The 20420-nt window shown below is 58.4% G+C and carries 20 protein-coding genes; 10 read left to right on the top strand and 10 right to left on the bottom strand.

Annotated features, from left to right (window positions below):
- The first annotated feature begins 4 nt into the window (after nt 1-4).
- On the top strand, nt 5-1483 hold the full coding sequence (gene trpE / locus GVL50_RS19850) for an anthranilate synthase component I (protein WP_159814841.1): 1479 nt from the start codon (nt 5-7) through the stop codon (nt 1481-1483).
- Nucleotides 1484-1794: 311 nt separating this feature from the next.
- On the opposite strand, the gene estP is transcribed toward trpE, so the two are convergent.
- Nucleotides 1795-3702: an esterase EstP gene (estP, locus tag GVL50_RS19845; protein WP_159814840.1), complete on the bottom strand. Its 1908-nt coding sequence runs from the start codon at nt 3700-3702 to the stop codon at nt 1795-1797.
- A gap of 408 nt (nt 3703-4110) precedes the next feature.
- Between estP and GVL50_RS19840 the strand changes: the two genes are divergently transcribed.
- The 4 genes from GVL50_RS19840 to GVL50_RS19825 all read left to right on the top strand — a co-directional run bounded on the left by GVL50_RS19840 (nt 4111) and on the right by GVL50_RS19825 (nt 7434).
- The gene (locus GVL50_RS19840) at nt 4111-4704 is read left to right on the top strand and encodes an aminodeoxychorismate/anthranilate synthase component II (RefSeq protein ID WP_159814839.1); all 594 of its coding nucleotides are present in this window, start codon (nt 4111-4113) and stop codon (nt 4702-4704) included.
- Nucleotides 4705-4713: 9 nt separating this feature from the next.
- On the top strand, nt 4714-5763 hold the full coding sequence (gene trpD, locus GVL50_RS19835; RefSeq protein ID WP_159814838.1) for an anthranilate phosphoribosyltransferase: 1050 nt from the start codon (nt 4714-4716) through the stop codon (nt 5761-5763).
- On the top strand, nt 5760-6596 hold the full coding sequence (trpC, locus tag GVL50_RS19830; RefSeq protein WP_053124365.1) for an indole-3-glycerol phosphate synthase TrpC: 837 nt from the start codon (nt 5760-5762) through the stop codon (nt 6594-6596). Before trpD ends, trpC begins: the two co-directional genes overlap by 4 nt.
- Nucleotides 6597-6732: 136 nt before the next feature.
- A complete protein-coding gene (locus tag GVL50_RS19825) occupies nt 6733-7434 on the top strand; it encodes a lipoate--protein ligase family protein (RefSeq protein ID WP_159814837.1) in 702 nt (233 codons plus the stop codon).
- A 9-nt stretch (nt 7435-7443) separates the two neighbouring features.
- Here the strand turns inward: GVL50_RS19825 and crp are convergent, their stop codons facing one another.
- The gene (crp, locus tag GVL50_RS19820) at nt 7444-8088 is read right to left on the bottom strand and encodes a cAMP-activated global transcriptional regulator CRP (protein WP_159814836.1); all 645 of its coding nucleotides are present in this window, start codon (nt 8086-8088) and stop codon (nt 7444-7446) included.
- A 236-nt stretch (nt 8089-8324) separates the two neighbouring features.
- Between crp and GVL50_RS19815 the strand changes: the two genes are divergently transcribed.
- Together GVL50_RS19815 and speD are read left to right on the top strand one after the other, a co-directional pair.
- The gene (locus tag GVL50_RS19815) at nt 8325-8747 is read left to right on the top strand and encodes an OsmC family protein (RefSeq protein ID WP_003228794.1); all 423 of its coding nucleotides are present in this window, start codon (nt 8325-8327) and stop codon (nt 8745-8747) included.
- A 237-nt stretch (nt 8748-8984) separates the two neighbouring features.
- Nucleotides 8985-9779 (top strand): adenosylmethionine decarboxylase, encoded by a 795-nt coding sequence (gene speD, locus GVL50_RS19810; protein WP_053124357.1) that lies wholly within the window; start codon nt 8985-8987, stop codon nt 9777-9779.
- A 119-nt stretch (nt 9780-9898) separates the two neighbouring features.
- On the opposite strand, the gene coq7 is transcribed toward speD, so the two are convergent.
- The 6 genes from coq7 to hemJ all read right to left on the bottom strand — a co-directional run bounded on the left by coq7 (nt 9899) and on the right by hemJ (nt 14485).
- On the bottom strand, nt 9899-10546 hold the full coding sequence (gene coq7, locus GVL50_RS19805; protein WP_053124355.1) for a 2-polyprenyl-3-methyl-6-methoxy-1,4-benzoquinone monooxygenase: 648 nt from the start codon (nt 10544-10546) through the stop codon (nt 9899-9901).
- Nucleotides 10547-10782: 236 nt separating this feature from the next.
- A complete protein-coding gene (locus GVL50_RS19800; protein WP_053124353.1) occupies nt 10783-11121 on the bottom strand; it encodes a histidine triad nucleotide-binding protein in 339 nt (112 codons plus the stop codon).
- A 57-nt stretch (nt 11122-11178) separates the two neighbouring features.
- Nucleotides 11179-11967, bottom strand: a complete 789-nt coding sequence (locus tag GVL50_RS19795) for an SDR family oxidoreductase (protein WP_053124351.1) — start codon at nt 11965-11967, stop codon at nt 11179-11181.
- Nucleotides 11968-12028: 61 nt separating this feature from the next.
- Nucleotides 12029-12979: a DUF805 domain-containing protein gene (locus GVL50_RS19790; RefSeq protein WP_159814835.1), complete on the bottom strand. Its 951-nt coding sequence runs from the start codon at nt 12977-12979 to the stop codon at nt 12029-12031.
- Nucleotides 12980-13051: 72 nt separating this feature from the next.
- Nucleotides 13052-14023: a nitronate monooxygenase family protein gene (locus GVL50_RS19785; protein ID WP_159814834.1), complete on the bottom strand. Its 972-nt coding sequence runs from the start codon at nt 14021-14023 to the stop codon at nt 13052-13054.
- A 33-nt stretch (nt 14024-14056) separates the two neighbouring features.
- Nucleotides 14057-14485, bottom strand: a complete 429-nt coding sequence (hemJ, locus tag GVL50_RS19780) for a protoporphyrinogen oxidase HemJ (RefSeq protein ID WP_159814833.1) — start codon at nt 14483-14485, stop codon at nt 14057-14059.
- Nucleotides 14486-14617: 132 nt separating this feature from the next.
- Here hemJ and argC point away from each other — a divergent pair, with 132 nt between their 5' ends.
- Both argC and erpA read left to right on the top strand, forming a co-directional pair.
- The gene (argC, locus tag GVL50_RS19775) at nt 14618-15652 is read left to right on the top strand and encodes an N-acetyl-gamma-glutamyl-phosphate reductase (protein WP_053124345.1); all 1035 of its coding nucleotides are present in this window, start codon (nt 14618-14620) and stop codon (nt 15650-15652) included.
- A 168-nt stretch (nt 15653-15820) separates the two neighbouring features.
- A complete protein-coding gene (erpA, locus tag GVL50_RS19770) occupies nt 15821-16171 on the top strand; it encodes an iron-sulfur cluster insertion protein ErpA (RefSeq protein WP_008077999.1) in 351 nt (116 codons plus the stop codon).
- A 73-nt stretch (nt 16172-16244) separates the two neighbouring features.
- Here erpA and GVL50_RS19765 read toward each other — a convergent pair whose 3' ends face one another.
- Nucleotides 16245-17336, bottom strand: a complete 1092-nt coding sequence (locus tag GVL50_RS19765) for an anhydro-N-acetylmuramic acid kinase (RefSeq protein ID WP_159814832.1) — start codon at nt 17334-17336, stop codon at nt 16245-16247.
- Nucleotides 17337-17339: 3 nt separating this feature from the next.
- Nucleotides 17340-18764: a peptidoglycan DD-metalloendopeptidase family protein gene (locus GVL50_RS19760; protein ID WP_159814831.1), complete on the bottom strand. Its 1425-nt coding sequence runs from the start codon at nt 18762-18764 to the stop codon at nt 17340-17342.
- 212 nt (nt 18765-18976) lie between these two features.
- Between GVL50_RS19760 and tyrS the strand changes: the two genes are divergently transcribed.
- Nucleotides 18977-20176, top strand: coding sequence for a tyrosine--tRNA ligase (gene tyrS, locus GVL50_RS19750; protein ID WP_159814830.1), 1200 nt, complete (start codon nt 18977-18979; stop codon nt 20174-20176).
- Nucleotides 20177-20420 lie beyond the last annotated feature (244 nt).

Below are 20420 nucleotides of genomic sequence, written 5' to 3'. Positions count from 1 at the left end.
CCTTATGATCCGCGAAGAATTCTTGCGCTTGGCCGCTGACGGCTACAACCGCATTCCGTTGGCCTGCGAAACCCTGGCCGACTTCGACACGCCGCTGTCGATCTACCTGAAACTGGCCGACCAGCCCAACTCCTACCTGCTCGAATCGGTGCAGGGCGGCGAGAAATGGGGCCGTTACTCGATCATCGGCCTGCCGTGCCGCACGGTCATGCGCGTTCACGACCATCACGTCAGCATCACTGTTGATGGCGTCGAGACCGAAAGCCATGACGTTGAGGACCCGCTGGCCTTCGTCGAAACCTTCAAGGCGCGCTACAACGTGCCGACCATCGCTGGTCTGCCGCGCTTCAACGGTGGTCTGGTCGGTTACTTCGGTTACGACTGCGTGCGTTATGTCGAGAAGCGCTTGGGCAAGTGCCCGAACCCGGATCCACTGGGCGTGCCGGACATTCTGCTGATGGTGTCCGACGCCGTCGTGGTGTTCGACAACCTTGCTGGCAAGATGCACGCGATCGTCCTCGCCGACCCTGCGCAGGCCGATGCCTTCGAACAAGGTCAGGCACGTTTGCAGGAATTGCTCGAGCAACTGCGCCAGCCGATCACCCCGCGCCGTGGCCTGGACTTCAGCAAGCAGCAAGCGGCTGATCCAGTGTTCCGTTCCAGTTTTACTCAGGACGATTACGAAAAAGCCGTCGACACCATCAAGGAATACATCCTGGCCGGTGACTGCATGCAGGTCGTGCCGTCGCAGCGTATGTCGATCGACTTCAAGGCTGCACCGATCGATCTGTACCGCGCGCTGCGTTGCTTCAACCCGACGCCGTACATGTACTTCTTCAACTTTGGCGACTTTCATGTGGTCGGCAGTTCGCCGGAAGTGCTGGTGCGCGTTGAAGACAACCTGATCACCGTGCGCCCGATCGCCGGCACACGCCCACGTGGCGCGACCGAAGAAGCCGATCTGGCGCTGGAAGAAGACCTGCTGTCGGACGACAAAGAGATCGCCGAGCACTTGATGCTCATCGATTTGGGCCGTAACGATACGGGGCGCGTTTCGGAAATCGGTTCGGTGAAACTCACCGAGAAAATGGTTATCGAGCGTTATTCCAACGTGATGCACATCGTTTCCAACGTCACCGGTCAGTTGAAAGAAGGGCTGACGGCGATGGATGCACTGCGGGCGATTCTGCCAGCGGGCACCTTGTCCGGTGCACCGAAGATTCGTGCGATGGAAATCATCGACGAACTGGAACCGGTCAAGCGTGGTGTGTATGGCGGTGCGGTCGGTTACTTCGCCTGGAACGGCAACATGGACACCGCGATTGCGATCCGCACCGCAGTGATCAAGAACGGCGAACTGCATGTGCAGGCCGGTGGCGGCATCGTTGCCGACTCGGTGCCGGCCCTGGAATGGGAAGAAACCCTGAACAAACGCCGCGCGATGTTCCGCGCCGTCGCCCTGGCCGAACAAACCCCTGACTGATCGCAGATCCCTTATGGGAGAGGCCTTGTGTGGTAAGGGGATTTATCTGTGGTGTGGGGATTCATTGTGGCGAGGGGATTTATCCCCGCTCGGCTGCGCAGCAGTCGTAAAACCATTACATGCGGTTTGCCTGATACACCGCGGTGTTTGGTTTAGGGGCTGCTTCGCACCCCAACGGGGATAAATCCCCTCGCCACAGGTTAATGTTTTCCACCATAAAAAAGCGGCGCCTGTGAGGGCGCCGCTTTTTTCATGCCCTGCAACAACCCCCTGTAGGAGCTGCCGCAGGCTGCGATCTTTCGATCTACCGCTTAAAAATCCAACACCACCCCAACATTCACACCCTGCTGGGTAAAGTCATCATCCTTGCGGAACGAATACCCGCCACGCAACGCCAGATCCGCCGTCAACTTGTGGCTCACGCCCAAACTCAACCGATTCAAATGGCTCTGCGGCGTATAACCCTCAAGTTTGAAGTCATTCGCCGGCAAGGTATTCAGCGCGATATTGACCTTCTGCACGTCATCCTCGTACTCGCGTTCATGCGCATACTCACCAAACACCTGCGTTTGCGGCGTGAAGTTGTACTTGCCCTGAATACCGACACCCAGACGTTTCGAATCGCGGGTCTGGTCATCGAAGGTCAGCGCTGTAGCGCGGTTGCTCTTCTCCGAATAACCATCGACATCGACACTGGCGTAATCAGCACTGACGAACGGCGACAGGTGCCATTCGCTACCCGGCTGGGCAATGTCATAACCGATGCGCGTACTGAACGCCCACAGGCTGCCGTCGGTATCACCTTTCTCCGCACCTTCGCTGGCGCCCAGATCAAACTTGCGCTTGAGGTTGTCGTAGTCGAGTTTGCCGCCGGTCAACGCCGCGTCAGCCCACCAGCGATTCTGCTGGAACTGGGCAAATGCGGTGGCCATGTAGCTGTTGAGTTTGTAGTCCGAATCGTTATGCCCGGCCTCCAGGTTCTGCCGGTAGAAACCACCCGCCACACCGACACGCCACGCGTCATTCAGACGATAGCTGCCCCCGACATTGAGGTTGTAACCGCTGCCGTCGGCACTGGCGCCGCTGCTTTGGCTGTCGACATCCAGATGCTGGCCACCGGCGGAAACGATCGCGCGCCATTGGCCGACCGCTTGCCAGTTTTCCCAATCCGCCTGCCATTGGCTGCGCAGTTCATCCTGATGCGCACGCACGGTGGCGTGGGCCATTTCCGGCAGCAGTGTCAGTTCCCACGGCGCGGCCAGTAGGGAATAGGCGTAGTCGGAGATCAGTTTCTGCCCGGCTTCGGTCGGGTGCACGCCGTCGTTGTAAATCAGCTTGGTCGGATCTGGCGTCGCACTGTTGATGCCGTAACGGGCGTTTTCCGGGCAACCGCTGCCGCTGAAGCACGTCGCGGTGAGGTTCTGATCAGTGGCCAGTCCAAAACGGCCCGGATCGGCGAACACTTCCGACAGCAATACCGGAATGTTCAGCGGAATGATTTCCGCATTGATGCCTTGCAGACGACTGACCAACTGGCTGTTGAATTGCGCGGCGAGCTGGCTGCTGAACGCTTGCAGCGGCGTGCCGTTGATGGCCGGGGTCAGACCAACGTCAGGTAGCAGCCAGACCATCACGTATTTGGCACCGGCCGATTGCAACGCTTGCACGCTGTCAGCCAGTCGATCGGCGCCGGCGTTGGCTTGCGGCAGGCTGAGGATGCGGCCCTGGAGGAAGTCGTTACCGCCGCCGGAAATGTAATACAGCGCATTCGGGTCAGCGCGGAAGCCGTTCGAGGGCAGATAACCAGTGCGAGTGCGTTCACCGGTGGCCGATTGCGAGGTGATCGAATCGAGAATCTGGTCGGTGCGATAACCGCCGACCGCCCAGTTGTTGCCGTCGACCTGACCGTTTTCGACGCGCACTTGCGAGCTGGAAGAGGCGGTCTGATCCGGGGTGAAGCCGAGTCGGCCACCGAGCAATTGCGTGGAGTTCAGATCACGGGATTCGCCGCTGCCGTCCAGATAGATTGGCCCGGTACGGTTGGTGTAGCGCTGGGTAGCGCCGGCCGGGCCGCCGGTGTCGCGGAAGGTGCCCGCGTCGTTGAGGCTGTCGCCAAACACCACGAAATTCGAGTAAGGATTGGGGGCGGCATTCGCCTGGGCGCAGGCCAATGCGAGCAAGCATCCAGCCAGCGGTACAAACAACGTCTGTTTGATCATGAGCAAGTCCGTTTATTTATTGTTGTAGGTGAACGAAACGACAGTACCAAAAACTTCCGGCCTTTTGCCATCGGTCGCGAACCCTCTTATAGATTTAACCCCCAAGGCCCCGGCCATATTGCACGCTCCGCCCAGCTAAGTTACTGTGCCGGAACGTATGAACGAGACCTTCCCCGTGTTGATCACCAGCAAACTTCTGGATCAAGTCATCAAGGCACACGCCCGCTGGCGTTGGCGCGCCTGAATCTTTTCTGCCGGCCCCGCCGGATCTGTATCGCTTTGCCTTCCTTGCCTGTTTGAAATGCCGCTGTGCCGACGCGTCTACCCGCGTCCGACATCGTGCAGCGCCCTGCGGGCAAGTCATCTGAAGGCTGTCTCCAAGTCAGAATTCAAGAGGTTCGAATCGCCATGTTGCTGATGATCGACAACTACGACTCCTTTACTTACAACGTTGTGCAATACCTCGGCGAACTGGGTGCCGAGGTGAAAGTCGTGCGCAATGACGAATTGACCGTCGCCGAAATCGAAGCGCTGAAGCCCGAGCGCATCGTCGTCTCCCCAGGCCCTTGCACCCCGAACGAAGCCGGCATCTCCATCGAAGCCATCAAGCACTTCGCCGGCAAACTGCCGATCCTCGGTGTCTGCCTTGGCCACCAATCGATCGGCCAGGCGTTTGGCGGCGATGTAGTCCGCGCCCGCCAAGTGATGCACGGTAAGACTAGCCCGGTATTCCACGAGGACAAGGGCGTTTTCCAAGGCCTGAATCATCCGCTGACGGTTACCCGCTACCACTCGCTGATCGTCAAGCACGATACTTTGCCCGATTGCCTGGAACTGACCGCGTGGACGCAACACGACGACGGTTCGGTCGACGAAATCATGGGCCTGCGTCACAAGACCCTGAACATTGAGGGCGTACAGTTCCACCCCGAGTCGATCCTGACCGAGCAGGGTCATGAACTGTTTGCCAACTTCCTCAAACAAACCGGCGGCACGCGCTAAGGACTTCCCATGAATATCAAGTCAGCCCTGAGCCGTATCGTCGAGCACCTCGATCTCAGCACCGATGAAATGCGCGATGTGATGCGCGAAATCATGACCGGCCAATGCAGCGACGCGCAGATCGGCGCGTTCATGATGGCCATGCGCATGAAGAGCGAGAGCATCGACGAGATCGTCGGCGCTGTGTCGGTGATGCGTGAGTTGGCCGATCAGGTCGAACTGAAAACCCTCGACGGCGTGGTCGATGTGGTCGGCACCGGCGGTGACGGTGCGAACATCTTTAACGTGTCGACGGCTTCTTCGTTCGTCGTCGCGGCAGCCGGTTGCACTGTGGCCAAACACGGCAACCGCGCGGTCTCGGGTAAAAGCGGCAGCGCCGACTTGCTCGAAGCCGCCGGCATTTATCTGAACCTGACGCCGGTGCAGGTTGCGCGTTGCATCGACAACGTCGGCATCGGTTTCATGTTCGCTCAGACTCACCACAAAGCCATGAAGTATGCCGCCGGCCCGCGCCGCGATCTCGGCCTGCGTACGTTGTTCAACATGCTCGGCCCGCTTACGAATCCGGCCGGTGTTAAGCATCAGGTAGTGGGCGTGTTCAACAAGGCACTGTGCCGGCCATTGGCCGAAGTGTTGCAGCGTCTGGGCAGCAAGCACGTGCTGGTGGTGCATTCGAAGGACGGTCTGGACGAGTTCAGCCTCGCCGCGCCGACCTTTGTCGCCGAGCTGAAGAACAACGAAATCACTGAGTATTGGGTCGAGCCGGAAGATCTCGGCATGAAGAGCCAGAGTCTGCACGGTCTGTCGGTCGACGGCCCGGAAGCATCGCTGGCGCTGATCCGCGATGCCCTCGGCAAGCGCAAAACCGAGAACGGCCAGAAAGCCGCCGAAATGATTGTGCTCAACGCCGGTGCCGCGCTGTACGCCGCCGACGTGGCGAGCAGTTTGAAACAGGGCGTGGAGCTCGCGCACGACGCTTTGCACACCGGCCTCGCTCGGGAAAAACTCGAGGAGCTGGGTGCCTTTACCGCGGTATTCAGAGTGGAGAATGAGGGATGAGTGTACCGACGGTTCTGGAAAACATTCTGGCCCGCAAAGTTCAGGAAGTTGCCGAGCGTAGCGCCCGCGTCAGCCTGAGCGAGCTGGAAAGTCTGGCCAAGGCGGCCGATGCACCCCGCGGTTTCGCCAACGCGCTGCTGGCGCAAGCGAAGAAAAAGCAGCCAGCGGTGATTGCCGAAATCAAAAAGGCTTCACCGAGCAAAGGCGTGATCCGCGAGAACTTCGTTCCGGCCGACATCGCCAAAAGCTACGAGAAGGGCGGGGCGACCTGCCTGTCCGTGCTGACCGACATCGATTACTTCCAGGGCGCCGATGCTTATCTGCAACAGGCGCGTGCCGCGTGCAGCCTGCCGGTGATCCGCAAGGACTTCATGATCGATCCGTACCAGATCGTCGAAGCCCGCGCGTTGGGCGCCGACTGCGTGCTGTTGATCGTCTCCGCACTGGATGACGTGAAAATGGCCGAGCTGGCCGCTGTCGCCAAAAGCGTCGGTCTCGATGTGTTGGTTGAAGTGCACGACGGTGATGAGCTGGAGCGCGCGTTGAAAACCCTCGACACGCCGTTGGTCGGGGTCAACAACCGTAACCTGCACACCTTCGACGTCAGCCTCGAAGTGACGCTCGACCTGTTGCCGCGTATTCCGCGCGACCGGTTGGTGATCACCGAGAGCGGAATCCTCAACCGTGCCGATGTCGAGTTGATGGAAATCAGCGACGTGTATTCGTTCCTGGTCGGCGAAGCATTCATGCGCGCGGAAAACCCGGGCACTGAACTGCAGCGCCTGTTCTTCCCGGAGCGTGGCACCTCGATCAGCGGTTCGACCCTCGACTGATTGCCGTTAGACCGAGTCGACCCCTTCGCGAGCAAGCCCGCTCCCACATTTGGAATGCATTTCCCCTGTGGGAGCGGGCTTGCTCGCGAAAGGGCCTTCAAATTTCCCGAAGATTTTCGATCTGCCGGAGTTCTCCATGTCGCTGCCAACCCCCCTGACCATCGAAGCCGGCCTCCAGGCCGAACAAGACTTGCTGGCCTCGGTCTGCGCCGGCGACTCCGAATTCGGCCTTCTCTTCTGGCAACCCAGCGATCGCGCGTTGGTCATGCCACGCCGCCTCAATCGTCTGCCCGCATTCGACCACGCCTGCGAAGTCTCCGCCGCCGCCGGCTGGCCCGTCCTGCTGCGTGAAACCGGCGGCGAACCCGTCCCGCAATCCGCCGCCACCATCAACATCGCGTTGGTTTACGCACCACCGCGCAGCGAAGGCGACCTGAACCGCATCGAAACCGGTTACCACCGCCTCTGCGATCCGATCTGTCAGTTGCTCGATGAGTTGGGCGGCACGTCATCGTTAGGCGAAATCGACGGCGCATTCTGCGACGGCCGCTTCAACGTCAATCTCGGCGGTCGCAAAATGGTCGGCACCGCCCAGCGCTGGCGCCAGAGTCAGGGCGGACAGCGTCCGGTCGGTCTGGTGCACGGGGCGATGCTGATGGATGACGAGCGCGAATCGATGGTCGCGGCGGTCAATCGCTTCAACGAAGCGTGTGGCCTGGAGCAGCGGGTGAGGGCGCAAAGCCACATCGCTTTGCATGAAAAATTCAACGCGCCACAGGCCTTGGCGCGTCTCGATGAGCTGTTTCGTCTGATGCTGGCGCAGATGTACAGCGTCTGAGTTACGGGCTTAACGCGTACCGAAGACCACCATGGTTTTGCCTTTCACATCGACCAGGTTGCGTTCCTCAAGATCCTTGAGCACGCGACCGACCATCTCCCGTGAACAGCCGACAATCCGGCCGATTTCCTGACGCGTCACCTTGATCTGCATGCCGTCCGGGTGGGTCATTGCGTCTGGCTGTTTGCACAACTCCAGCAGGCAACGCGCTACGCGACCGGTCACGTCAAAGAACGCCAGATCGCCGACTTTGCGTGTGGTGTTGCGCAGACGTTGTGCGATTTGTCCGCTGAGGACGTAAAGAATGTCTGGATCCTGCTGCGATAATTCGCGGAACTTGGTGTAGCTGATTTCCGCGATCTCGCATTCAACCTTGGCGCGCACCCAGGCGCTGCGTTCTTGCTCCTGCCCGGCGTGTTCGAACAGACCCAGTTCACCGAAGAAATCCCCGGCGTTCAGGTAGGCGATGATCATTTCGCGACCGTCGTCATCTTCGATCAGGATCGTCACCGAACCCTTGATGATGAAATACAACGTATCGGAACGGTCGCCGGCGCAGATGATGTTGCTCTTGGCCGCATGACGACGGCGCTGACAATGCATCAGCAGCTTGTCGAGGTTCTTGATTTTGGGTGTGGGGGTAATAGCAACCATGGTTGTATCCCGAAAAGACTGCACGGTGATGTTTGGTTTTTTTATGAGGCGCTGAAGGCGGTCGCTGCACAGCTGGCATGGGCGCCAGCGAATTGGCGCCAGCTTAACAGACACTTCGTCGCAAATTCGAGAAATTACCTACGTCGTAGACGCATCCGTCCTAGGAACGACGCGCGCTGACGGCACAATGCCCGTGCTAAGCTGGCGACCCTTTTTTCTACAGTGGAGTCTTGGCGATGAAGGCACGCATCCAATGGGCTGGCGAAGCCATGTTCCTCGGCGAATCCGGCAGCGGTCATGTCGTGGTGATGGACGGACCGCCGGACGCCGGTGGTCGTAACCTGGGTGTTCGCCCGATGGAAATGCTCCTGCTCGGTGTGGGCGGTTGCAGCAATTTCGACGTGGTCAGCATTCTGAAGAAGTCGCGTCAGGCCGTGGAAAGCTGCGAAGCCTTTCTTGAAGCCGAACGCGCGACCGAAGATCCGAAAGTGTTCACCAAGATTCACATGCACTTCGTGGTCAAGGGCCGTGGCTTGAAAGAAGCCCAGGTCAAACGCGCGATCGAACTGTCCGCCGAGAAATATTGCTCGGCCTCGATCATGCTCGGCGCCGCTGGCGTGGCCATCACCCACGATTACGAAATCGTCGAACTCGGTTGAAGCGACATTCAACTATCATAAAAGCAGTGCAGACTCTGGCGATCCCCCGCTGACGTCTGCATAATGCGCCACTTTTTTCAGGGCAGTGATCGGTCAACCGACGGGTCATCCGCCTGAACAGATAACCAAAATCGCCATCGCGAAGAGGTGTTAACCGTCCTACGCAGGTGCGTTGTTCGCACTTGACGGGCATGCTTGATCACGCGGCTGCGCCGCATACATAGAGAGTTTTTAACGGTGAAAAGCAAACTCAAGCTCCACGGGTTCAATAACCTGACAAAGACCTTGAGCTTCAACATCTATGACATCTGCTACGCGGAAACCCCGCAAGACCAGCAGGCGTACGTCGAGTACATCAATAAAGAGTACAACGCGAAACGTCTGACGCAGATCCTCACGGAAGTTGTCGATATCATTGGTGCCAACATCCTGAACATCGCGAGTCAGGACTATGAACCCCAGGGCGCCAGCGTCACGATTCTGATCTCTGAAGAGCCGGTCACCCCGACCGACAGCCAGATCGAAGAATCGCCGGGCCCGTTGCCCGAAATTATCCTGGCCCACCTCGACAAGAGCCACATCACGGTGCACACCTATCCGGAAATTCATCCGGACGACGGTATTGCCACGTTCCGTGTGGACATCGACGTGTCGACGTGTGGTGTCATCTCACCGCTGAAAGCGCTCAATTTCCTCATTCACCAGTTCGATTCGGACATCGTGACTGTGGATTATCGTGTGCGCGGCTTCACCCGTGACGTTGAAGGCAACAAGCACTTCATCGACCACGAGATCAACTCGATCCAGAACTACCTCTCCGAAGACACTCGCGACGCGTACCAGATGACCGACGTGAACGTGTACCAGGAAAACCTGTTCCACACCAAAATGCTGCTGAAGAACTTCGAACTGGATAACTACCTGTTCGGCGACGCGACCAGCAGCCTGTCCTCCGAGCAGCGTGCTCAGGTGACCGACCGGGTGAAACACGAAATGCTGGAAATCTTCTACGCGCGCAACATGCCGACCTAAGATTCCCGCACACAAAAAAAGGCGACCTCTCGGTCGCCTTTTTCATGTCTGCCATAACCCCCTTGTAGGAGCAAAGCTTGCTCGCGAAGAGGCCCAACGCAGCAACACACAATCACACTTCAAATCCGATAAGTACTCTTGGTCATCACCTTAGCCAAAATACTCATCCCGAACTTCACCGGCGCCGGAAAACGAAACCCTCCAGCCTCCAGCGCACTCTCCGCATGATGCTCTTCATCAATACGCATCTGCTCCAGAATCGCCCGGGACTTCTCGTCCTCCGCCGGCAATTGCTCCAGATGTTCATTCAAGTGTTTACACACCTGGTGCTCCGTCGCCGCCACAAAGCCCAGACTCACTTTGTCGCTGATCAACCCGGCCACCGCACCAATCCCGAACGACATCCCGTAAAACAGCGGATTGAGCACACTGGTATGGCTGCCCAACTGGTGAATGCGCTGTTCGCACCAGACCAGATGATCAATCTCTTCTTCAGCCGCGTGCTCCATGGCTGCGCGCACTTGCGGCAGCTTGGCGGTCAATGCTTGCCCTTGATACAACGCCTGGGCGCAGACTTCACCGGTGTGGTTGATGCGCATCAGACCGGCGACGTGGCGGGTGTCCTCGTCGCTCATCTGCGTGTCCGGCTGCAAGATCGCTGGCGACGGACGGTACGGCTGGCCACTGGAGGGCAGCAGGGTACGCATCGCGGCATCGGCTTGCAGCAGAAGACGGTCAATCGGCGAGTAGTGACGTTGGGTAGTCATGCTGACCTCCGGGAAGAATCTCGGCGGTCAGTTTAACCGAATCGGCCGGGGAAGGTTTGCGCTGGGTCATTCGGCACGCTGGATGCGCTTTATGTGCTGGATGTACTGGGGGGCTTTATGTAGGAGCTGCCGAAGGCTGCGATCTTTTGATCTTGTTTTTGCTACCTCGAAGATCAAAAGATCGCAGCCTTCGGCAGCTCCTACAGGTGACAAGCCGCAGGCCTGGTCGGTGAATCTTAGCCCGGCGGCCAGTTCATCTGGCGCTGACCAAGTACATGCATATGAATGTGGTAAACCGTCTGACCACCTTTTTCATTGCAATTCATCACCACGCGGAAGCCGTCCTCGCAACCCAGTTCCAGTGCCAGACGCTGCGCAGTGAACAGGATATGCCCGGCCAAAGCCTTGTCGTCTTCGGTCAGGTCATTGAGGGTGCGCACCGGTTTCTTCGGGATCACCAGAAAATGCACCGGTGCCTGAGGGGCGATGTCGTGGAAGGCCAGAACCTGGTCGTCCTCGTAAATGATCTTGGCCGGGATTTCCCGGTTGATGATCTTGGTGAACAGAGTATCCACTACTGTTTTCTCCGTTGTTTGGGCTGAATCGAGTGTACCGCGTTGAATCATGCTGCTTCAGCGCGGGCAGTAAGCTTTGTTAACCATGCCGACAATCGTGCGGTTAAGCCAGCGCGAACCCAGTCGCGGCAGGAACGCGAACCAGCGGTTGCGGCGCCCCGGAATGATGATCGCGCGGTTCTTGTCGAGGGCGCGCACGGTGTACAGCGCGACTTCCTCGGGGCTCATCAGCACGTTGCTGGCGTTGAGCTTTTCCGTGTTCAGCTGTGCGGTACGGAAGAAGGCAGTACGCGTCGGGCCGGGGCAGAGCACCGAGACCTTGACCGCGCACTTCTTCAGCTCGACCCGCAACGCTTCGGAAAAGTGCAGCACATAAGCCTTGCTGGCGAAGTAAGTGCTCATCCACGGGCCGGGATTGAACGCCGCCACCGAAGCGACGTTGAGAATCTGCCCGCCACCTTGCAGCGCCATGCTGTTGCCGATCGCGTGGCAGAGGCGGGTGAGGGCGAGGATGTTCACCTCGATCAGATCCTGCTCGGTCATCCAGTCCTGCGCGAGGAACGGGCCGCAGGTGCCGATACCGGCGCAGTTCACCAGCAAATCAATCTGCCGATCGCCTTCTTCCAGTTCCAGCAGAAAACCGGACAAGCGCAACGGCTCACCGAGATCGCAGGCACGGAACAACACTTCGACGCCGAAGCGCTGGGTCAATTCGATCGCAATGCTTTCCAGCTGATCACGCTGTCGAGCCACCAGAATCAGGCTGCGGCCGCGCCGGGCCAGAGCTTCGGCCATGGCCAGGCCGATGCCGCTGGAGGCGCCGGTGATCAGAGCGTAACGGGTCATGCAATTCTCCATCGCAACAGCTCCGCGCCGGCGACGCGGGTGTCACGGCGGGGAGCGCTGTTCATTCTTTCGCAGAGTCTACAGGGGCCTGCGCCGGTTCGGCTGCCTCGTCGGTGGAATTCGCTGCGGGTTCGACCTCGACGTCGATTTCATCGGTGGTCACTGAACCGCTTTGGTAGCTGCTTTCCAGGTTGCTTTCATATTCGTCCTGGACGGCCGAGAACCCGCCGAATATTCCACCGACAAAGATCAGCGCGAAGAACACGATCCACAACGAGCACAGGACTTTAACCGCGGTACTGTTCGGTGGCGGCGGCGGGCCGTAGCGGTTGGCGCCGGTATTGCCCGGCACGACCATGATCACCAGCGGGAAGAAACTGCCCACCACCGGCACCAGGTTGAGCAACCAAAGCCAGCCCGACCAGCCGATATCGTGCAGGCGTTGAACGCTGAACAGAATGCTGATGATGAAAAAGCCGAGGAACAAAAAGAAGGCGAGAATCCCGCCGATGATCAAGCCAGTGGTCGATTCGCCGCTGACCAGCCCCAAGGCGATCAGTGCGAACACACCCACGATCGGTAGCGTCACCAAGCCGAGCACCATTGTCCAGGCGAGAAAACGCAGACGACCGATCCGGCCTTCGACCCCAAACGGCTTGAGCGTTGCGAAGGCCGGCAGGCTTTCGCCGACGCTGGCACGTGGCGGTGCATAAGGAGAATCAGGTTCGGCCACGGCGGGGGCATGCTCGTGGACGTCATTGAGGTTCAGCTCGATGGCGGTTTCATTTTCAATGCGCGCATCAATCCCGGTTTTGTTCAGCGCTTGCAGGTACGTCTGCGCATCGCTGTGGGAAAGATCACGTTTGAGGGCGACGACGCTGCCATTGAAGAGGCGCTCAATGGCGGCCACATCGCTTTTGAATAGATTCGCCAGATTGAGTTTGGCGGTCGTGATATCGACACCGGGCTGTAGAGCACCGTCGAAAACGATCTTGTAACGGGGGTCGCTCATGGCCGAGGCATCCTTGTCGCGAATGATTGAGGTCAGCAGTGTAAGGCCAGTCAACGGGCGACTGGCCTGTTTTTATTGGCGAGGCCAGCGTTTTGGTAACTGTGCCGCGCGCTCCTGCGCCTGACGATACTCGGCGTCGAGTCGTGCGATCAACTGATCGACACTCGGCAGGTCATCGATCTGCCCGACACCTTGACCGGCAGACCATACGGTCTTCCAGGCCTTGGCCTCGTCATTGATCGGCTTGAGCTTGTCGCCAAAATTCACTTCGCCCTTGCCTTGCAGGGCAGCCGTATCGAAACCGGCGGCTTGCAGGCTCTGGCGCATGAAGCTGGCCGGAACCCCTGACACCGCTGGAGTATGAATGATGTCCGCAGCCTTGGCTGTCAGGAGCATCTCCTTGTAAGCGTCAGGCGCATGACTTTCAGTGGTGCCGATAAATCGCGTACCGAAGTAGGCCAAATCCGCGCCGAGCAGCTGTGCGGCGAGAATCTCATGGCCGTGGTTCAAACATCCTGCAAGCAATAGCGTCTTGTCGAAGAACTCACGGATCTCGGCGATCAGCGCAAACGGACTCCAGGTACCGGCATGGCCCCCGGCGCCGGCGGCGACCGCGATCAAACCATCGACCCCGGCCTCGGCCGCTTTCTCGGCATGCCGGCGCGTGGTGACGTCATGGAAGACCAGGCCACCATAACTGTGTACCGCGTCGACCAACTCCTTCACCGCGCCGAGGCTGGTGATGACGATCGGCACTTTGTGTTCGACGCAGATGTTCAGATCCGCCTGCAAGCGCGGATTGCTGTTGTGTACGATCAGGTTCACTGCGTAGGGCGCGGGGTTCTCCAGTGTCGCAAGGCCCGCTTCGATCTGTTCCAGCCACGCTTTGAAGCCGCTGCTTTCGCGTTGGTTCAACGCGGGGAAACTGCCGACTACGCCATTACGGCAGCAGGCGAGCACCAACTCAGGGTTGGAAATCAGAAACATCGGCGCCGCCACTACGGGCAGACGCAGACGTTGTTCGAGCAAAGCGGGCAGCGACATGATGAATACCCCAAAGATCTGTTCTTGTTGAAGTTAGAACGGCTTGACCACGACGAGAATTACAATAGCCAGCAATATCAGAACCGGCACTTCATTGAACCAGCGATAAAAGACATGGCTGCGGGTGTTTTCGCCACGGGCAAAACGTTTTACCTGCGCGCCGCACATGTGGTGGTAGCCGATCAGCAAAACGACCAGAGTCAGTTTGGCGTGAATCCAGCCGCCCATACTGAAGATGCTCGGATTGAGGTAGATCAGCCAGCCGCCGAAGATCAGCGTGGCAATCATCGCCGGGCCCATGATGCCGCGGTACAACTTGCGCTCCATGACGCTGAAGCGTTCTTTGCTGATCGTGTCTTCGCTTTGCGTGTGATACACGAACAGTCGCGGCAAGTAGAAGAGTCCGGCAAACCAGCAAACGACGCTGACAATGTGAAAAGCTTTTATCCATAAATAGAGCATTTTTAGTTATTCCAGGTTCACGGTACCCGGATAGTAGAGGCTTGAGCGTCCGCACGTCACCTTGACGGTTGTCGCAGGGCCGCGCGGCCCCTATTATCGACGGCTTTCCAGTGGGTTCTTTGAGGGCAGGTTATGGTCAAGGTCGGTATCGTCGGCGGCACGGGTTACACCGGTGTCGAATTGCTGCGTCTGTTGGCACAGCATCCGCAGGCAGAAGTGGTTGTGATCACTTCCCGATCCGAGGCCGGTCTGGCCGTGGCTGATATGTACCCGAACCTGCGCGGTCACTACGACGGCCTGGCCTTCAGCGTGCCGGACATCAAAACCCTCGGCGCTTGCGACGTGGTGTTCTTCGCCACGCCGCACGGTGTGGCTCACGCACTGGCGGGCGAACTGCTGGCAGCGGGCACCAAGGTCATCGACCTGTCGGCGGACTTCCGTCTGCAAGACGCGGAAGAGTGGGCCAAGTGGTACGGCCAGCCGCACGGCGCGCCTGAACTGCTGGACGAAGCGGTTTACGGTCTGCCGGAAGTCAATCGCGAGCAGATCAAGAAAGCTCGTCTGATCGCGGTGCCGGGTTGCTATCCGACTGCGACGCAGCTGGGTTTCCTGCCTTTGCTTGAAGCCGGTCTGGCCAACACATCGATGCTGATCGCCGACTGCAAATCCGGTGTCAGCGGCGCCGGTCGCGGTGCGGCTGTAGGCTCGTTGTACTCCGAGACGTCGGAAAGCATGAAGGCCTATGCGGTGAAAGGTCACCGTCACCTGCCGGAAATTCGCCAGGGTCTGCGTCGCGCAGCGGGCAAGGACGTGGGGCTGACCTTCGTTCCGCACCTGACGCCGATGATTCGTGGTATTCACTCCACGCTCTACGCGACCGTGGTTGATCGTTCGGTGGATCTGCAGGCGCTGTTCGAAAAGCGTTATGCCAACGAACCGTTCGTCGACGTGATGCCAGCCGGTAGTCATCCGGAAACCCGCAGCGTGCGTGGCGCCAATGTCTGCCGCATCGCAGTGCACCGTCCACAGGATGGCGATCTGGTGGTGGTGTTGTCGGTGATCGACAACCTGGTCAAAGGCGCGTCGGGCCAAGCGGTGCAGAACATGAACATCCTGTTCGGTCTGGACGAGCGCTTCGGTCTGTCTCATGCCGGTATGCTGCCGTAACACTTTAAGCCGCGCAGCAAAAAGGCCCGTCAAACGGGCCTTTTTGCATTCTGAACAGCTCATCGGGTTTATTGATATACCGTAACAATAGTTGACCGATTTTCTAGGAGAAGCGGATAATGCGCGTCATCACGCATTATGGCGGCGTAACGCCGGGAGATAGTCAGCATGAGCGTCGAATCCTTCACCCCCACGGCTTTGCAATTCACCCACGGTGCCGCGCACAAGGTGAAGAGCCTGGTCGATGAAGAGGGGAATGATCGCTTGAAGCTGCGCGTATTCGTTACGGGCGGCGGTTGTTCAGGGTTTCAATACGGTTTCACCTTCGATGAAGACGTGGCCGAGGACGACACCATCGTCGAGCGCGAAGGCGTGAGTCTGGTGGTTGATCCGATGAGCTTCCAGTACCTGGCCGGTGCTGAAGTGGATTACCAGGAAGGTCTGGAAGGTTCGCGCTTCGTGATCAAGAACCCGAACGCCACCACGACCTGTGGTTGCGGTTCTTCGTTCTCGATCTGACGCCTCTTCGTTTCAGATAACAAAACGCCGCAGAGCCTTTCGGTTCTGCGGCGTTTTGCTGTGTGCGGTTTGATCAGGCCGGGTAGATGGCGCCCAAGACGCGAAGACCGCGAGCGCCGGTGACGCTCGGGCGGTTGGCGGCGATGCCTTCGAGGCAGCAATGAGCGAGCCAGGCGAAGGCCATGGCTTCGACCCAGTCCGGATCGACGCCGTGAGTGGCAGTGCTGGCTACGGTTGCGTTAGGCAGCAGGGCGGCCAAGCGCTTCATCAATGTGGCGTTATGCGCGCCGCCGCCACAGACCAACAACTCTTGGGTGTCGGACTGAGCGCTTTGCAGCGACTCGATGATGGTCAGCGCAGTCAGTTCAAGCAGCGTGGCCTGCACGTTTTCCGCAGCGAAGGCCGGCAACCGTGACAAGTGTTGCTCCAGCCAAGGCAGGTTGAACACTTCGCGACCGGTGCTTTTCGGGCCTTTGGTGACGAAGAATGGATCGCTGAGCAGCGCCTGCAACAGGGTTGGCTCAACAGCCCCTGATCTCGCCCAGTCGCCATTACGGTCGTAGTTTTCACCGCGCTGCTGCTGAATCCAGGCGTCCATCAGAACATTCCCAGGGCCACAGTCGAAACCGGCTACAGGCTTGGTCGGCTCTATCAGACTGAGATTGCTGAAACCGCCGACATTCAAGACTGCCTGGTTACCGGTACGCTCTTCGAACAAAGCTTCATGGAAGGCCGGAACCAGCGGCGCACCCTGGCCGCCGGCAGCGACATCGCGGCTGCGGAAGTCGCTGACCACGGTAATGCCGGTCAACTCGGTGAGCAGGGCAGGGTTGCCGATCTGCACCGTGAAGCCGCGCGCCGGTTCGTGGCGAATGGTCTGGCCGTGGCTGCCGATCGCACGAATGGCTTCGGGTTTGAGTTGCTGCAGGTCGAGGAGGGTATGAATACCCTGCGCGGCGAGCTTCACCCAGTGTTGCTGGGCAATCGCCGAACGGGCGATTTCGTCGGGGCCGCTGGCGCACAAGCCAAGCAGCTCGGCGCGCAGGGATTCAGGCATGGGAATGTAGTGCGTGGCGATCAGTTTGATCGCCGAGGTCTGCTCAATCAGAGCAATGTCCAGACCGTCGAGGCTGGTTCCGGACATCACACCGATATAAAGGGCCATGGCTTAACGCTTGCTCGAAGCCAGCATGGTGGCCTTCTCTTGATCCATGCGCGCCATCAGCGGTTGGCTCTGCGCGAGGAAGCGAGCACGCTCGGCTTTGGCGATGGGGTCAGCCATTGGCAGCTTCTGGCCCAGCGGATCGACGTGGACGCCGTTGACCTGGAACTCATAGTGCAAGTGCGGGCCAGTGGACAGGCCGGTGGTGCCGATATAGCCGATCACCTGGCCCTGCTTGACGGTACCGCCGGTTTTCACGCCCTTAGCGAAGCCTTGCATGTGGCCGTAAAGGGTACGGTAAGTGTTGCCGTGCTGGATGATCACGGTGTTGCCGTAACCGCCGCGGCGGCCGGCCAGCAGTACTTTACCGTCGCCGGCAGCCTTGATAGGCGTGCCGCGTGGTGCTGCGTAGTCGACGCCTTTGTGGGCGCGGATCTTGTTGAGGATCGGGTGTTTGCGGCCCATGGAGAACTTCGAGCTGATACGGGCGAAGTCCACCGGCGTACGGATGAACGCCTTGCGCATGCTGTTGCCGTCAGCGGTGTAGTAGCTGCTGTTGCCTTGTTTGTTGGTGTAACGCACGGCGGTGTAGGTCTTGCCGCGGTTGGTAAAGCGTGCTGAGAGGATCGGGCCAGTGCCGACGGCTTTGCCGTTGACCACTTTTTGCTCATAGATCACGTCGAATTCGTCGCCCTGACGGATGTCCTGAGCGAAGTCGACGTCGTAACCAAACACGCTGGCCATGTCCATGGTCATGCTGTGCGAGAGGCCAGCGCGGGCGGCGGACTGGGACAGCGAGCTGTTGATCACGCCGTGTACGTAAGCGGTGCGTACGGTTGGTTTAGTGGTAACCCGATTGAAGGCATAACCCTTGTCATTCCTGGTCAGGGTAATGGTTTCGACGTCGCTGACCTTGCTGTGCAGGCTGGTCAGTTGGCCTTCCGGGTTCAATTCGAATTCGAGCTTCTGGCCGTGCTTAAGTTGGCTGAACTGTTTGGCTTGTTTATCGCTGGCCAATACTTCGTGAACGGAAGCGGCGGGCAGACCGACCTTTTCAAACAAAGTGGACAGCGTATCACCCTTGGCGACGACGACTTCGCGATGGCTGGCAGCCTTGGCTTTCTCTGCAGCCGGGGCAGGTGCCGGCTCGGTTTCAGCGGTTTGCGGAGCGTTTTCGTCAGTGTTTTCGATTTGTGCAAATGGCGAGCTGACAGGCTCATTTGTGGCTTGAGCGGCGTCAGCAGCGTCTTGATCTTGTGTCAGTTGTTCAGCAGGACTTTCCAGTTCAAGACTCAGGGTCGTCTTTTTGGCTTCAACATCACTGGAAGGGAATACCAGGAGCGCCAGACTGAGAAGGGCAGCGATTCCACTTGCAGCGAGCAGGTGGGTCTTCGGGTAAAGCGGAGGCGCTTTAGACGGTTCTGTGGTCATAAGTAGTTTTGACTTTGAAATATGATGAATTGGAAAAGATGAATGACATGATGAAGATGAAATAACTGTATAAAATATAACCAAATCATCTCTTAAGCAAGTCTACAGACAGCGCGTTTGTGGATTGGTGTCCGTGCGCCGGGCAAAACTTGTAATTGGTGCACGATCTTGTATGGTTGGTTCCCTTTGAATCTGAGCCTTGCGGGTCTGTTATGAAGTCGGTTGAAGAGCAGCTAGCGCTGATTAAACGTGGTGCGGAAGAACTATTGGTCGAGTCCGAGCTGATCGAGAAGCTCAAGCGCGGCCAACCGCTGCGTATCAAGGCTGGTTTCGATCCGACCGCTCCGGATCTGCACTTGGGTCACACGGTGCTTATTAATAAGCTGCGCCAGTTCCAGGAGCTGGGGCATCAAGTGATCTTCCTTATCGGTGACTTCACCGGGATGATCGGTGATCCGAGCGGCAAGAGCGCCACGCGCCCACCGTTGACCCGTGAGCAAGTCCTGGAAAACGCCGAGACTTATAAGACTCAGGTGTTCAAGATTCTCGATCCGGCGAAAACTGAAGTTGCCTTCAACTCCACTTGGATGGACCAGATGGGGCCGGCGGACTTCATCCGTCTGACTTCGCAGTACACCGTTGCTCGCATGCTTGAGCGCGATGACTTCGACAAGCGCTACACCACCAATCAACCGATCGCTATTCACGAGTTCCTCTATCCGCTGGTTCAGGGTTACGACTCGGTGGCCTTGCGTGCGGACGTTGAGTTGGGCGGCACCGATCAGAAGTTCAACTTGCTGATGGGGCGCGAGCTTCAGCGTGGTTACGGTCAGGAAGCTCAATGCATTCTGACCATGCCGCTGCTTGAAGGACTGGATGGCGTGAAGAAGATGTCCAAGTCGTTGGGCAACTACGTCGGCATTCAGGAGGCGCCGGGCGTCATGTACAGCAAACTGGTTTCGATCCCGGATGCATTGATGTGGCGTTACTTCGAGCTGCTTAGCTTCCGCTCGATGGACGAGATCAATGCGCTGCGTGCTGAGGTAGAAGCAGGCGCCAATCCGCGTGACGTCAAAATCAAGCTGGCTGAAGAAATCGTTGCGCGCTTCCATGGTGAAGAGGCTGCGGCCAATGCTCATCGCGCGGCAGGCAACCGTATGAAGGATGGAGAGCTGCCAGATGATCTGCCGGAGATTGAACTGACTTCTGCTGAAGACATGCCGATCGCCGCTGTCCTTAATAAGGCAGGCCTGGTGAAGAACTCTGCAGCGGCGCGCGACCTGTTGGCGTCCGGTGGTGTGCGTGTTGATGGTGAGGTGGTTGATCGCTCCTTTATATATGTACTGGGTGCGACTCACGTTTGCCAGGCAGGCAAGAAGGCATTTGCACGGATTACGCTGAAATCCGAGTAAAGCTGCAAATAGGGGTTGACGGCGAATTCTAGATGTCTATAATTCGCCCACTTCCGGCGCAGTTGAAACGGAAAACTCTTTGAGATTCAATGAGTTACGAAGTTTTCGGCAGCAGGTTGCTTCAGTTCATCGAAGCCAAAAGGAAGTTGAAAAAGAGGTGTTGACAGCAGCGTGTAACGCTGTAGAATTCGCCTCCCGCTGACGAGAGATCTGAAGCGCAAGTGGTTGAAGTTGTTGAAGAATT

It is taken from the genome of Pseudomonas sp. 18058 (assembly GCF_902706155.1).
Taxonomy (GTDB): Bacteria; Pseudomonadota; Gammaproteobacteria; order Pseudomonadales; family Pseudomonadaceae; genus Aquipseudomonas; species Aquipseudomonas rustica.
This window is presented reverse-complemented; position numbering and strand designations above follow the sequence as displayed.